The sequence below is a fragment of the Rhodoferax sp. genome (genome assembly GCF_014859475.1).
Lineage (GTDB): Bacteria > Pseudomonadota > Gammaproteobacteria > Burkholderiales > Burkholderiaceae_C > Rhodoferax.
In genome coordinates this window covers 1-13,855 of sequence record NZ_JACUUE010000001.1, presented here as the reverse complement: position 1 = coordinate 13,855, position 13,855 = coordinate 1, and the positions used below count along the sequence as shown (strand labels likewise).

The window sequence follows — 13,855 nt, the reverse complement described above, 5'->3', positions numbered from 1 at the left end:
AACTCATTCAAAAGGTGAATCGAATGTCTCAAGCTAGCTTTGAAAATCCCAAAATCGTCCAGGAAGACCTGGACATCCTGATCATCGGCGGCGGCATGGCAAGCTGCGGTGCTGCCTATGAAGTGATGCGCTGGGCTGACGCCGTCAAGGCCGAAACCGGCACCGAGCTCAAAATCAAACTGGTGGACAAAGCCGCCATGGATCGCTCCGGCGCTGTCGCGCAGGGTCTGTCGGCGATCAACACCTACATCGGCCCCGACCTTGACCCGGCCGACTACGCCCGCATGGTCTCCAACGACCTGATGGGCATCACCCGTGACGACCTGACCTATGACATGGGCCGTATCGTCGATGACTCCGTGCATTTGTTCGAAGAGTGGGGCCTGCCGATCTGGAAAACCGATGCCGAGGGTGTCCGTCACGACGGTGCCGAGGCACAGAAAGAAGGCATACCTCCGCTCAAGGACGGTGGCAAACCGGTGCGTTCGGGCAAGTGGCAGATCATGATCAACGGCGAGTCCTACAAATGGATCGTGGCCGAAGCAGCCAAAAAAGCGCTTGGTCTGGCGCGTGTCGAAGAACGTATCTTCATTGTCAAGCTGATCAATGACAAGAACGATCCTTCGCGCATTGCCGGTGCCGTGGGCTTCTCGGTGCGTGACAACTCAATCCATATCTACAAGGCCAAGTCAGTCCTGCTGGCTGCCGGTGGTTGTGTCAACCTGTTTCGTCCGCGTTCGGTGGGCGAAGGTCAGGGCCGTGCCTGGTATCCGGTCTGGAATGCGGGCAGCACCTACGCGATGGCGGCTGAAGCCGGCGCCGAAATGACCATGATGGAAAACCGCTTCGTACCGACCCGTTTTAAAGACGGCTATGGCCCGGTCGGCGCTTGGTTCCTGTTGTTCAAGGCCAAGGCGGTCAATGCCTACGGCGAAGACTACATGGTCAAGAACAAGGAAATGCTCAACGACTATCCGCCTTATGGCCAGGCCGCTGTTCCCGCCTCCTGCCTGCGTAACCACCTGATGCTCAAGGAAATGAAGGACGGCCACGGCCCGATCTACATGGACACCGTCACGGCGCTGGCCAAACTGCGCGAGGCACTCTCGCCCAAGGAAGTCAAGCACCTCGAAGCCGAAGCCTGGGAAGACTTTCTTGACATGTGCATCGGCCAGTGCGGCATCTGGGTCGGCGAGAACATCGAGCCCGAGAAAAAAATGTCCGAACTCATGCCCACCGAGCCCTACCTGCTCGGTTCGCATTCAGGCTGCTGCGGCATCTGGGTGTCAGGTCCGGAAGATCTGGGCGCACCGGCGACCGAAGAGTACGACGGCGTCCCTGCACACCTGCCCAAGGGCTGGAACTGGGGCTATCGCTCCATGACCACGGTCAAGGGGCTGTTCACTGCTGGCGACGGCGTGGGCGCGTCGGGCCACAAATTCTCTTCAGGCTCGCATGCCGAAGGGCGCATTGCCGCCAAGGCCATGGTCAAGTATGCCGTGGACAACAAGGCCTGGACGGTTGAGCTCGATACCTCGGTTGAGCAACTGGCAGCGGAAATTTACCAGCCCGTGCGTACTTTCCTGGAGTTCAAGGATTTCAGTACGGCCATTGATATCAACCCGAACTACATCACGCCCAGGATGCTGCAGTTCCGTTTGCAGAAAATCATGGACGAGTATGTCGCCGGTTGCAGCACTTACTACAACACCAACGACAAAATGCTGGCAGTGGCCGAAGAGAAGCTGGCATTGCTCAAGGAAGACTCGCTGAAAATGCGCGCCAAGGATCTGCATGAGTTGCTGCGTGCCTGGGAAAATTATCACCGCATCATCACCGCTGAAGCGCACATGAAGCACATCCAGTTCCGCGAAGAAAGCCGTTACCCCGGTTTCTACTATCGCACCGACAAGAACTTTGTCGATGAGGAAAACTGGCACTGCTTCGTGAACTCAATCTATGACAAAAACACCAAGCAGTGGACTTGCTTCAAACGCAAGCACATTGATCTGGTGGACAAGTCCAAGTTGTTCAAGACCGCTGCACCTCACTGATGCTTGGCTCACTTTGAGCCGTGTAAGATAGCGAAGGCCGGGCACCGCAGGGTGTTCGGCCTATTTTTTAGGAACACAAGGTAGCAACGATGGAAGACCACAAAACACAAGATATGCCCTTTCCCACCAGTCCGGTGTTGCCGCGGACCTTTGATGCCAACAAGGTGATCCAGTTTCAATGCCGCAAAGGCATTTCCTGCTGGAACGCCTGCTGCAGCAACATCGACATTTCACTGACACCTTATGACATCCTGCGACTCAAACGCCGTTTCGAGATCAGTTCCGGCGAGTTCCTGAAAAAATATACCGTCCCCTTTGAATTCGAACAAAACAGCATCGCTGGCGTCAAGCTGCGCCCGGTTGCGAATGGCACAGCGTGCCAGTTCATGACACCCGAGGGTTGCAGCGTCTATGAAGATCGCCCGACCGCGTGCCGCTACTACCCTGTTGCGCTGCTGTCGCTGCGACGCCAGGATGAAAGCACCGACCACACTTCCTACGCCCTGGTCGAAGAACCACATTGCCTGGGTCACCAGGAGCCGCGCTCAATCAGCGTCGGCGACTACCGCAAGGAGCAGGGCCTGGAGGAATACGACGATCAGGCACGTGGCTGGCGCCAACTGATCCTGAAGAAAAAATCATCCGGACCGAGTATTGGTAAACCATCCAAACGCAGCCTGGAGCTCTTTTTCATGGTCTGCTATGACATTGATCGCTTCAGCCAGTTTGTGGCCAGCGAAGGGTTTGGCGACATCTACGATTTACCGGCGCAAGAGCTGAAAAACATTCTTTGCGACGATCTTGAACTGATGCAGTTCGGCTTTCGCTTTCTGCGCCAGGTCCTGTTTGGCGAGGAGTCGATCCCGCTGCGCAAGGAAGCAGCGGATGAGCGCCGACTACGACAACAGGAGAGGCGCTTGCGCCTTGAGACCGAAGCTGCCGCGAAGCGCGCGCAGGAGCAGGATGAAATGTACGGCGATCCGGAAGAGTGAATCAGGGGTCAGAGCTGGCGCCAGGACAAACCATGAAAGCGCCAACCCCCTTTGGTGCCTCGGTGGTGTTCCGGGTCCAGCGGCCCCTCAAAACCTTCGAGCACGTTGCTGACGTTCGTGAAGCCGAATTTTTCAAGTGCCAGCCCGGCATCGACTGATCGATTGCCACTGCGGCAAATCAAAATGACAGGCCGTTCCTTGCGCCCGGCGATGGACAAGACAGCATCGCAAAAATGCGGATTGAGCTCGAAATCAGGTTCGGTATTCCACTCGATGTTGACGGCATCTGTGGGGTGGCCCACGTAATAAAACTCGGCCTCGGTACGGCAATCGATAAACAGCGTATCGGGGTTGGCACTGAGGATTTCAACTGCCTGTTTGGGATGAATATGTTCCATGAATGTCTCCTTGGGCCGATTGTGCCGCAATAAAACAGGGCCACAAAAGACATCTTTGTCATAACCATATTCCGTGTGCCAGCGGTCTTGCCAGCGCCTGGCCGACCTGCGCTGGCAGGAAAATCCTACGCGCTCCAGTAGGGCGTGGCGATTGGTTCGCCCAGATCGGACTCGATCAGGCGCCGCCGTACTTCAAGCAGGTGCCCGACCAGCGCGCCTTCGCGGTCGGCGTAAGCCTGTGCATCGGGAATGCGATTGACCACCACGCCGAGCAACTCGGTGATCGCATTGCCAATGGAATTCTGGCTGATCGTGACAATCAGCTGGCCTGCATCATTGCGGTAGATCAGCTGTTTGAAGGCGGGTTGCCAGCGGATCGCGTTGGCATATTTGGCATCGACGATGCAGTGGTCGCGGACTTTCTTGGCTGTTTTCATGAAATCATTGTTGAACAGCAGCACGCTTTCCACCTCATCCGGAAAATAGACGTCTTTCAGCATGGGCGCATTGCGCGAAGAAACCTGGGAGAAGAAGGTGCGGTAAAAGTCGATAAAACCTTTCAGGAGTTCATCGTATTCCCGCCAGAAATGAACGTCCTTGAGGGCCGCTGCTCCGCCCTGTATTTCCCAGCTTGGCAAGCCCTGGGGATAACCGGTAAGCTCGATGCGGGCGGCGCTCTCGGGGGCCGGTTTGAGCAATTTCAAATGCAGCGCCTGGTCGAAAAACTCGCGATAAACCTCGCGCATGTAGGCCTGGAACAGGCTGTTTTGGCCACCGTCGGTCAAGTTCGGATTTTTGTCATCGGCCAGTTTGGCTCGGCGCAGCTCGTCCTTGGGAAAAACGATAAAGTGGTTATGCAGCATGCGGATGCTGGGGACCCCTGGCGAGGTCAAAGGCCAGGTGGCATCCAGACTGGCTTCGCCCGCCAGAATCAGCGCTTCATCCGGATCGGGATATTGCTCCAGCATGTAGTCGATGATGATTTGATTCATCCGGTTCCACACATGCTTGACATCGTCGCTCACCTGCGTGCGCCGCACCGGCCGCCCCAGCGGGTTGAGGATGGTCTTGGAGGTGTTGTAAATGATCGAACAATCAAACTCGTTGCTGTGACCCAGCGCCTTGCGGTAAAGCAGAAGGTTTTCTGAATTGGTCAGCAACCCGTTGTTGTTCATCAGGTCATTGAGGTTTTCCGTGCTGTTGAAAAACTCGTTGTGCACCATCCCCTGCGGAACTTCGAGCGGGATCGGCCGGAATGGCGTATAGATTTCACGCGGACCAAATTGCATCGTGACGTTCCTCTAGTTGCGCGTTGGCCGCGTGTTAGCCCGGGAAAACTTACTTTTTCCCGGCCCCTGCCTTGCTGGCAATCTCTTGCAGTTTGGTCGGTTTGATGATGTGACCGTCCAGCCCCGCCTCTTTCACCGAACTGCCGTACGCCACGCTCATGACTTGCGAGTAGTACATCACCGGCATGTTGAGTTTGGTGCCCTGGGTGCGGTTGATCTCGGACTGATAGACCTCGACATTGGCCTGGCACAAGGGGCAGGGCGTGACGATCATGTCGGCCCCGTTGTCGTAGGCTGATTCGACAATCTCACGAATGAGCTTCTGACTCTTTTCAGGCTCCGGAAAGGCCAGCGCCCCACCACAGCAACTCACTTTGTGTTCCCATTTCTCGATCGGTTCACCACCGACTGACTCGATCAGTTTGTCCAGGTACAGGGGGTTTTCGAACGACTCACCGGCAATGCCGAACGGGCGATTGGTCTGACAACCGACGTAGCCGGCAAACTTGAGCCCCTCAAGCGATTTGACGACCGGCTTCTTCAGGGTATCGTAGCCAAGGTCTTCAATCAGGACTTCAACCATGTGGCGCACCGGCGCACTGCCCTTGTAGTTGAGCCCGGCCTCTTTTAACGCCCTGTTGGTGTCAGTGCGCAGTTGCTCATTACCGTCGATTTTTTCCTTGCACTCGCGCGCATTCAGCCAGCAACCGGCGCAAGTGGCGACGATGTCCTTGCCCGGCAGGTGTTGTTCGGCCAGCACCAGGTTGCGTGCATTCAAGGCCATGCGTTCAAGCACTCTGCCACCGGCATAACTGATGGACGCGCTGCAACAGTTCCAGTCGGGGATCGGCGTCAGCTCGATATCGAGCGACTTGCACATTGAATCGACCGAGACGATGTAGTTGGCAGCGGAGGCTTTTTTCTGTGATGAACAGCCAGGGTAGAACGCGTATTCTTTTTTGGACATGATGGTTCCTAATCAGGTGAGCAAGATTTCACGATTGTTGCTGCTCTTCAATCTGGCGGGCGGTTTTGAGCATCGCTGTGATGCCCTTCGCATCCTTGCAACGGTGCCCGCCGAACAGTTCAAACGGGTTGAGCCGCTTGGCCATCATCAACTGGCGACCGGAATCGCGCATGATCCAGGCTTGTTTGAGTCCTGCCATAAAACCGTCCTTGAAGTACAGGCCCATGGTCAGTTTCAGCTCGTTGAGGCGGCCGGTCTTGACGCAGTTGTTCCAGAACAGGACAGAAAAAAACCGGGTTGACTGCTTCTTGCGTGCCAGCCCGACCTGGTGTGCGTAGGCGGCCAGCCCGTGCACGATGTGCGTGATCGGGAGCTTGCGTGGGCAGCGCGCCATGCAGTTGTAGCATGAGGTGCACATCCACATCGAGTCAGACTTGAGCACTTCCTCGCGCTTGCCGGCACGGATCATCATGAACAATTTTTGCGGCGTGTGTTCCCAGTGCGGTCCGAGCGGACAGGAGCCCGCACAAACGCCGCACTGCATGCACATCTTGACCCATTCGCCGTCTTCGACGTTGGCCTCGACTTCCTTGAGAAAGTTGTTGTGATAGCGCGCGCTGACTGCCGTGTTGCCAGTGGCCGTTGACATGGTGGTTGTTTGCAGCTTTTCCATTAGTTGAACCCCTTCATGGGCGACATTCCCAATTCCTTGATTTTTTCCGCATAGTCGTTGATCAATGCCGCCACACGTTGATGGTCGGTAATGGCAACCTCGTAGCTGGCCACGCGCTCGGGCTCCAGCCCCATGCCCTTGAGCGTGTCGTCGATCTTGCTCATGCGGTAATGGGCCAGTTCGGAGCCCTTGACAAAGTGACACTGGTAGTCATCACCCTTCTTGCAACCCATCATCATCACACCGTCCCAGCCGCTGTTGAGCGCATCGGTGATCCAGATCGTGTTGACCGAGCCGAGGCAGCGCACCGGAATGGCGCGCACAAAAGCGGAGTAAACAGTGCGCGACAGACCCGCCATGTCGAGCGCCGGGTAGGCGTCGTTCTCACAAGCCAGCAACAAAATGCGTGGCCGCTCGGAAAACTCGTCGGGCATGTCAAGCGACTTGATCTGACTGCCCACCGTGTCCGTCGAATAGTTCTCGAACGAGATCACCCGCACCGGACAGGCGCCCATGCAGGTGCCGCAGCGCCGGCAACGCGATTCATTGAACACCGGAAAGCGCCGCTCGTCCTCGTCGATGGCACCAAACGGGCATTCGACCGTGCAGCGCTTGCACTGGGTACAACCCTCGAGCCGGACAATCGGGTACGACAAGTCGCCCGAGCGTGGATGCGCGGCCCGACCCAGCATCGCGTTTTCCACCGCCTGAATGGCTTTGAGTGCGGCGCCGGTGGCGTCATCGGTGGCTTGCTGCATGTCCATGGGACGCCGCACCGGGCCGGCCGCATAGATGCCGGTACGGCGTGTTTCATACGGAAAGCAAATAAAGTGCGAATCAGTCAACCCGGCTTTGAGTTGCGGCAAATCCTTGCCCTGGCGATAGGTCAGATTCAGGATCGAAACCGGCTTGACCTCGGGCTGTTGATCTTCAGGAATGTCGATGTTGACCCCGGAGTTGGGCACCTGGCCGGTGGCGAGCACGACCAGATCAGCGTCAACGGTTGCGTCTTCGTCAAGAATCAGATCGCGGAAGCTCACCGTGCAGCCAGCACCTTGTGCCTTGACCTGGCTCACCTTGCCCTTGGTGAAGGTCACGCCCTTGCGCTGCGCACTGCGGTAAAAATCCTCACTCATGCCGGGCAAACGCAAGTCGGTATAGAGCACCACGGTGTCGATGTCAGGATTGGCATCCTTGAAGTACATGGCCTGCTTGACACTGGTGGCACAGCAATGGCCGGAGCAATACGGCAAGTGCGTTCCGGTGGCATCGCGCTGCCCCGCGCACTGGACAAACACCACGCTTTGCACCACCTGGCCATCGGCGCGCTCGATGGCTCCGCCACGGGCGGCCTGCGCGAGTGCTTCGAGCCCGGCCTGATCGACCACGCCGGGCAAGCCGGCGCCGAGTTCAGGCAGGCGTGCCATGTCATAGGTCGAAAAACCGCTGGCCTGAATGATCGCGCCAACCATCTCCTGCACCACGGCGCCGCTCTCCTGCGCAATTTTGACCGCAAAACGGCCCGGTGCACCGGCGGTTTCGGCCAGCGTGGCACCGAGGTGAACGGTGATGCCCGGATGCAAGCTCACCCTGGCAATGAGTTCCTCGATGCCGGTGGCTTGTGGCTCGGCATAGGGGTCCTGATACGGCACCCGCTTCCACAAGCTGGCCGCCCAACCCCCCAGCGCCGGCGCTTTTTCAACCAGCACCACTTCATAGCCGGTTTCTGCGGCTTCGATGGCCGCCGTCAGGCCCGACACACCGCCACCCACGACGAGAATGCGCTTGTTGGTGCCGCGCCCCGTGCTGCCAGCGGGCAGCAGCATTTTTTTCAGTTCGGCGCAGCCCATGCGCACGTAATCATCGGCCATTTCCTGGCGCACTTCATCATGGGTCGCGCCTTCGGCGACGATCCAGATCACGCCCTCGCGCAAATTGGCACGAGCCACTGAAACGTCGGGAAAATTGAAAGCCTCGGTCTTGGCCCGACGCGAGCAGGCACCGATCATGAGATGGCTGATGCCCTCGTTGGCAATATCGTCGCGGATCATTTGCACGCCAGCGGCGCTGCAAAGAAAGTCGTGGTGCTTGACCACCTGCATCTTGCCTTCCTTCTTGGCAATTTTCTCCAGCCCGTCGATATCGAGCACGTCACCCAAGCCACAGCCAGCGCACAGGTACGCGGCAAATTTGTTGTCAGCCACTTTAAGCTTCCTCCCCAACGGTCTGATGAATAACCTTGATGGCGCGCAGCGCCGCGCCGGTGGCGCTTTGCACTGAACGATTCACATCAAGCGGACTGGCAGCGGCGCCGGCACCGACCATGCCGCCATCGGCCGTGCCCTCGATGAATCCTGATGAATCCGTGACCAGATCTTCCGGCAAGGTGAGTCCGTTGGATTCCGGCTCCATGCCGATCGCCAGCACCACCAGGTCATGTGTGCTGGCATAGCGGTGATAACCCTCGGTATCGACGCCGTGCAGCACCAGGTCCTGATTTTTGGCCTGATCGATGCTGGCCACTTTGGATTTGACAAAAGCAACCGATGGATCTTTTTGGACCATTTGATAAAAATCTTCAAAGCGGTCTATCGCACGAATATCGATGTAGTACACCGTCGATTTGGCGGCATCGCCCTGGGCTTCGCGCACATACTGCGTCTGCTTCAGCGTGGCCATGCAACAGATGCGCGAGCAATGCCGCAAATGGTTTTCGTCACGCGAACCGGCGCACTGGATGAAGGCAATGTTTTTGGCTTCCTGGCCGTCTGAGGGGCGCAGCAGCTTGCCAGCGGTCGGGCCGGCCGGGTCAGCCATGCGCTCAAACTCGACGCTGGTGACGACATTGGGAAAGCGCCCGTAGCCATAGGGTTGAATCTTTGCTGCATCGTAGGGTTTCCAGCCGGTTGCCCAGACCACAGCGCCCACCGCAAGCTCGACGGTTTCTTCCTGCATCGCCAGATCGATGGCGTCGACCTTGCAGGCCGCTTTTGCCTTGTCGGCATCTTCGGTGCCGATGAGCACCGGATCGAGCACATAGCGCTGCGGATGGGCCAGGGCAAACGGCAGGTACGCCGCCTTGATTTTGCCCTGGTCATAGTTGTACGGATCGGGAATCTCGGTACCAACCACCGAGGCACATTCGCCGCAGGCGGTGCAGTTCTCGTTAACGTAGCGTGGACGTATCTTCAGGGTGGCGGTGTAGGCACCGCGTTTGCCGTCAATGCGAACCACCTCGGTCATCGTCATCACGCGCACATGGCGGTTGGCCTTGAGCCGTCTCAGATTGATCTCGAGCCCGCAGGTCGGGTGGCACATCTTGGGAAAATAGCGGTAAAGCAGCGCGGTACGTCCGCCCAAAGCAGGGCTGCGTTCGACCAGGACGACGTCCCGTCCGCATTCGGCCGCTTCGAGCGCCGCCGTCATGCCGCTGATGCCACCGCCAACCACAAGAATGGTTTGACTGGTTGCGATAGGTGCTGTCATGAAATCTCCACTCCGTTACAAAATAAAAAGTCCTGGCGAACTGGCCGATTCAGCGGGGCGGGGCAGGTCATGGCAGGCTCCGGACCTCGAAATCGAAACGGTCAAGGTCAGCCAGCAGCCAGGTTGCCGGCGCACCGAGCCCGCCCACGCTGCCCGGATTCACCAGCCAGGTCTTGCCCCCGGCGATGTTTGGCTGCTGCGCCACGCTGGCAACATGCGAATGACCACAGCAAACAATGTCGTAGTCACCGGTGCAGGCCATGGCGCGCCCGTAGTGCGGGTAATGCGTCGCAAACAACTTGCGAGCGCCAAACCGGATGTCAAGATCGGCGCCGTGGTAGGTGATCAGCCCGCTAGACGCAGCGCACAGTTTCGATAACGCCATCAGGTCGCCCAGGTTGTTGCCATGCACCACGTGGACCGGCAAACCGATTTCAAGGAGCGGACACAAGGTCATGGCTCCGATCAGGTCGCCGCAGTGGATGACTGCCTCGGCCCCGGACTCTTTGGCAGACATGACCGCCGATGCCAGCATGGGGGCGCGATCATGGCTGTCCGAGACAATGCAAATTTTCATGGTGTTTGCGTCGTCATATCACCAGCGGGCCGTGGTAGTCATCATTCGCCGAACGGTTGGCCAGTTCAATCGCCGTGGCCCCACTCGATACGCCGACACTCTGGCTTTCATGGTCCGCTTGGACGCGCAACAGGGTCAGAACACAGCGCCGCAGGTCGGTGTACTCGTCATGGCCGGTGCCATACTGGTCAGCATCGGCATAAAAGAACTGGCATTTGTAACGTCCCTGGGCGATCTTGCACACGACAAAATGGGCGCCGCGTTCGCTCCAGTAGAGCGTTGGACAAACCGTCAGAGCATCGCTGACAGGGTCAAGTTTCAACTCACTATCGGCCAGTTCGGGGGTGATTTGCTTGTTGTAGCGTTGTTGCAAAAGCTCGGCCACCAGCTCAAGTTCTTGCCCTGTGAAATCCGAAACAGTGATGTCCACGGTGGTCTCGTTTTTTTAAAAAAAGACCCTTCAATTGAAGGGTGCGTGATGTGATTTATTGTTAGCGATGCCAGACCATAAGTCACCTACCCACTTGGACTATCACACGGGCTATCCGTTTGGAGTATGGCTTGATCAGATGTTATGTTCTGTAATCAAACGCAGCATGCGGGTCTTCTTGAGCCGAACCCTCTTTGGCCACTGACAAAGCCATGCAGGTACGGAATTGAGACTGTGTTGTTGTCCTGCAGAGCTGGCAGGACCGCAACCTTTTTTAAGGTTTCTTACACACTGATTAATGTAAAGGTTACCAATGTTGCCCGCCCTGAAGTCGATTTTTTCACACAAAATCCTGCCGTCTGTCATCCTGCTCGCCAGTCTGAATGCACTCGCCGACGATGCTGCGACCCTGACCGAAGCACGCAAGGTTGCCGGTTCGGTACCGCCGAAGCTGCTCCAGGTGCTCAGCGAGGAAATTGCCAAAGGTGGACCAGCGTCCGCCATTGAGGTCTGCCGCGACAAAGCGCCGCAAATGGCCAAGGCGGCGTCGGAGCAGAGCGGCTGGGCGATCCGGCGGGTCAGTCTGCGCAACCGCAACCCCAAAGCCGTTCCCGATGCCTGGGAGCGTGCCGCACTGGAAGACTTCGACCGCCGCGCCGCTGCCGGGGAAAGCCCGGCAAGCCTGGAAAAGGGCGAGCTTGTGAGCGAAGGCAGCCGCAAGGAATATCGCTACATGAAGGCTTTGCCGGTGCAACAGATGTGCCTGGCGTGTCATGGGGCACCGGACCAGCTCGAACCGGCGGTGATCTCGAAATTGAAAACGCTGTACCCCGCTGATCTGGGTGTGGGCTATTCAGTAGGCCAGATTCGCGGTGCCATCACGATTCGCAAGAGCTTGTAAGGCACGCTCTTCCTGAATCAGGCCTTCCCCTTGCAAAATCTTTCTTTCCGATCAGGCAGCTGCAAAAATGGCTGCTGCCAGACGGCGGCCTGAGGCAACACCTGCATGCTTCACCGCTCGCGCAAATACCTGCTCTACCACCTGCTTCCGTTCATGCAATGGAAGCATCTGGTGAATCGCGATTCCACCCGTGCCGACCTGATGGCCGGCCTTACCGGCGCGCTGGTCGTGTTGCCACAGGGGGTTGCCTTTGCCACCATTGCCGGCATGCCGCCTGAGTACGGTTTGTACGCGGCCATGTTGCCAGCCATCGTCGCCGCCCTGTTCGGCTCGAGTTGGCATCTGGTGTCGGGCCCCACCACCGCCATCTCGATCGCGGTGTTTGCCGCCATCAGCCCGCTGGCCGAGCCCGGCTCACCGCAATTCATCAGCATGGTGCTCACGCTCACGTTCCTTGCGGGTTTATTCCAGTTGATTCTGGGCCTGGCGCGCATGGGCGTGCTGGTCAATTTCATTTCGCACACGGTGGTGATCGGGTTCACGGCCGGTGCGGCAGTGCTCATCGCCGCCAGCCAGGTCAAGAATTTCTTTGGCCTGGACATTGCGCGCGGCGTGCCGTTTCATGTGGTGATCGAGCAGTTCTTTCTGCAAATGGGCAACATCAACCCCTATGTCTGCGCGGTCGGGGCGATCACGCTGGCGGTGGGTATCGCTGCCAAGAAATTCGTGCCAAAACTGCCGTACATGATCGTCGCCATGGTCGTTGGCAGTTTGGCCGCCCATCTCATCAACGCCGAATTCGGCTCATCAGTCACCCAGATCAAGACCGTGGGTGCGCTGTCGGTTGGCCTGCCACCCTTGTCGATGCCTGATTTTTCTTACGCGACGCTGCACAATGTGCTGTTTCCGGCCTTGATCGTCACCATGCTGGCACTCACCGAAGCAGTTTCCATTTCGCGCGCCATCGCGGTCAAATCCGAACAGCACATTGACGGCAATCAGGAATTCATCGGGCAAGGCTTGTCCAATCTGGTCGGCAGTTTCTTTTCCGGTTATGCCTCCAGCGGCTCATTCAACCGCAGCGGCGTCAACTTCGAAGCGGGCGCCCAAACCCCGCTCGCCACGGTGTTTGCCTCGTTTTTTCTGCTGCTCGTTTTGTTGCTGGTTGCGCCCCTGGCGTCGTATTTGCCCACGGCGGCGATGGCTGGCATCCTGTTTTTGGTGGCATGGGGCCTGATTGATTTTCACCACATCGGCGCCATCAGCAAAATCAGCCGTGCCGAGGCGGTCATCCTGTGGGTCACCCTGCTGGGGACGCTGGTTGATCTGGAAAAGGGCATCTTCTTTGGCATCCTGCTCTCGTTGGCGCTTTACCTGTATCGCGTGTCAAGGCCCTCTGTGGTGCCTTATGTCCCCGCCATTGATAAAGGCGCGTACCACTTTGTCAATGCATTGGGGCGCCCGGAATGTCCGCAGTTCCGCATCGTGCGCATCAATGGCTCCATATTTTTTGGTGCGGTGGACTTTGTGCGCAACGCCCTGCTGCAGATTGACGAGGGCAACCCGCGCCAGAAAACGGTGATGGTCCTGGCGCGCGGCATCAATTTCGTCGATGTGGCAGGTGCCGAAATGCTGGAACAGGAGGCCAGGCGTCGCCGCAAACTCGGCGGTGGCCTGTATTTTTATCGGTGCAACAAAAGTATCTACCAGTTCCTGCGCAAGGCCGATAAACTCGACGACATCGGGGTGGGTGCCTTCTTCCCGGCCATGTCGAACTGGATCAAGCCGATCTATGCCACGCTCGATCCAGAGGTCTGCCGCAGCTGCAAGGCACGCATTTTCACTGAATGCAACGAACAGTTGCCCAACGGCGAAGCCAGAACCTCATGAACAAGCGCATCGCCCGTAGTGCCATTTTTCCGTCATCGCGAGCCAGCCGCATCGGCCCGATACCGCACACGGACCTCGAACAAGGAGGCCGTCACTGCGATTGTCGCGTCGCTACGCTTCTTTCCATGAACAGCTCCGTCATCGCGAACCCCAGCCCCGTCATTGCGAACGCAGTGACGCAATCCATGACCCCGGAAG

General features: G+C 57.8%; 13 protein-coding genes. 5 read left to right on the top strand and 8 right to left on the bottom strand.

Annotation, left to right across the window (positions count from 1 at the left end; genetic code table 11):
• The first annotated feature begins 23 nt into the window (after positions 1-23).
• On the top strand, positions 24-2,054 hold the full coding sequence (gene aprA, locus IBX54_RS00065; RefSeq protein WP_296540619.1) for an adenylyl-sulfate reductase subunit alpha: 2,031 nt from the start codon (positions 24-26) through the stop codon (positions 2,052-2,054).
• A gap of 113 nt (positions 2,055-2,167) precedes the next feature.
• Positions 2,168-3,046 carry a YkgJ family cysteine cluster protein gene (locus IBX54_RS00060; protein ID WP_296540618.1) on the top strand — a complete coding sequence of 293 codons (879 nt, stop codon included), beginning with the start codon at positions 2,168-2,170 and terminating at the stop codon, positions 3,044-3,046.
• Between the two features lie 8 nt (positions 3,047-3,054).
• Here the strand turns inward: IBX54_RS00060 and IBX54_RS00055 are convergent, their stop codons facing one another.
• From IBX54_RS00055 to IBX54_RS00020, 8 genes are all read right to left on the bottom strand, one after another.
• The gene (locus IBX54_RS00055; RefSeq protein ID WP_296540617.1) at positions 3,055-3,444 is read right to left on the bottom strand and encodes a rhodanese-like domain-containing protein; all 390 of its coding nucleotides are present in this window, start codon (positions 3,442-3,444) and stop codon (positions 3,055-3,057) included.
• A gap of 125 nt (positions 3,445-3,569) precedes the next feature.
• A complete protein-coding gene (locus IBX54_RS00050; RefSeq protein WP_296540616.1) occupies positions 3,570-4,733 on the bottom strand; it encodes a hypothetical protein in 1,164 nt (387 codons plus the stop codon).
• 49 nt (positions 4,734-4,782) lie between these two features.
• Positions 4,783-5,700 (bottom strand): CoB--CoM heterodisulfide reductase iron-sulfur subunit B family protein, encoded by a 918-nt coding sequence (locus IBX54_RS00045; RefSeq protein WP_296540615.1) that lies wholly within the window; start codon positions 5,698-5,700, stop codon positions 4,783-4,785.
• A gap of 28 nt (positions 5,701-5,728) precedes the next feature.
• Positions 5,729-6,349, bottom strand: coding sequence for a 4Fe-4S dicluster domain-containing protein (locus tag IBX54_RS00040; protein WP_296540614.1), 621 nt, complete (start codon positions 6,347-6,349; stop codon positions 5,729-5,731).
• Between the two features lie 23 nt (positions 6,350-6,372).
• Complete coding sequence (locus tag IBX54_RS00035; RefSeq protein WP_296540613.1) at positions 6,373-8,577, bottom strand: FAD-dependent oxidoreductase; 2,205 nt, start codon at positions 8,575-8,577, stop codon at positions 6,373-6,375.
• A 1-nt stretch (position 8,578) separates the two neighbouring features.
• Positions 8,579-9,859: an FAD-dependent oxidoreductase gene (locus IBX54_RS00030; protein WP_296540612.1), complete on the bottom strand. Its 1,281-nt coding sequence runs from the start codon at positions 9,857-9,859 to the stop codon at positions 8,579-8,581.
• A gap of 67 nt (positions 9,860-9,926) precedes the next feature.
• Entirely contained in the window at positions 9,927-10,436 is a 510-nt protein-coding gene (locus tag IBX54_RS00025; protein ID WP_296540611.1) for a metallophosphoesterase family protein, read from the bottom strand.
• 13 nt (positions 10,437-10,449) lie between these two features.
• Positions 10,450-10,866, bottom strand: a complete 417-nt coding sequence (locus IBX54_RS00020) for a hypothetical protein (RefSeq protein ID WP_296540610.1) — start codon at positions 10,864-10,866, stop codon at positions 10,450-10,452.
• A gap of 313 nt (positions 10,867-11,179) precedes the next feature.
• Between IBX54_RS00020 and IBX54_RS00015 the strand changes: the two genes are divergently transcribed.
• From IBX54_RS00015 to IBX54_RS00005, 3 genes are all read left to right on the top strand, one after another.
• A complete protein-coding gene (locus IBX54_RS00015; RefSeq protein WP_296540609.1) occupies positions 11,180-11,767 on the top strand; it encodes a DUF3365 domain-containing protein in 588 nt (195 codons plus the stop codon).
• Between the two features lie 105 nt (positions 11,768-11,872).
• Positions 11,873-13,657: a SulP family inorganic anion transporter gene (locus IBX54_RS00010; protein ID WP_296540608.1), complete on the top strand. Its 1,785-nt coding sequence runs from the start codon at positions 11,873-11,875 to the stop codon at positions 13,655-13,657.
• Positions 13,654-13,855, top strand: a 202-nt coding sequence (locus IBX54_RS00005) for a hypothetical protein (RefSeq protein WP_296540607.1), incomplete at its 3' end; no start/stop codon positions are given. The genes IBX54_RS00010 and IBX54_RS00005, both read left to right, overlap by 4 nt.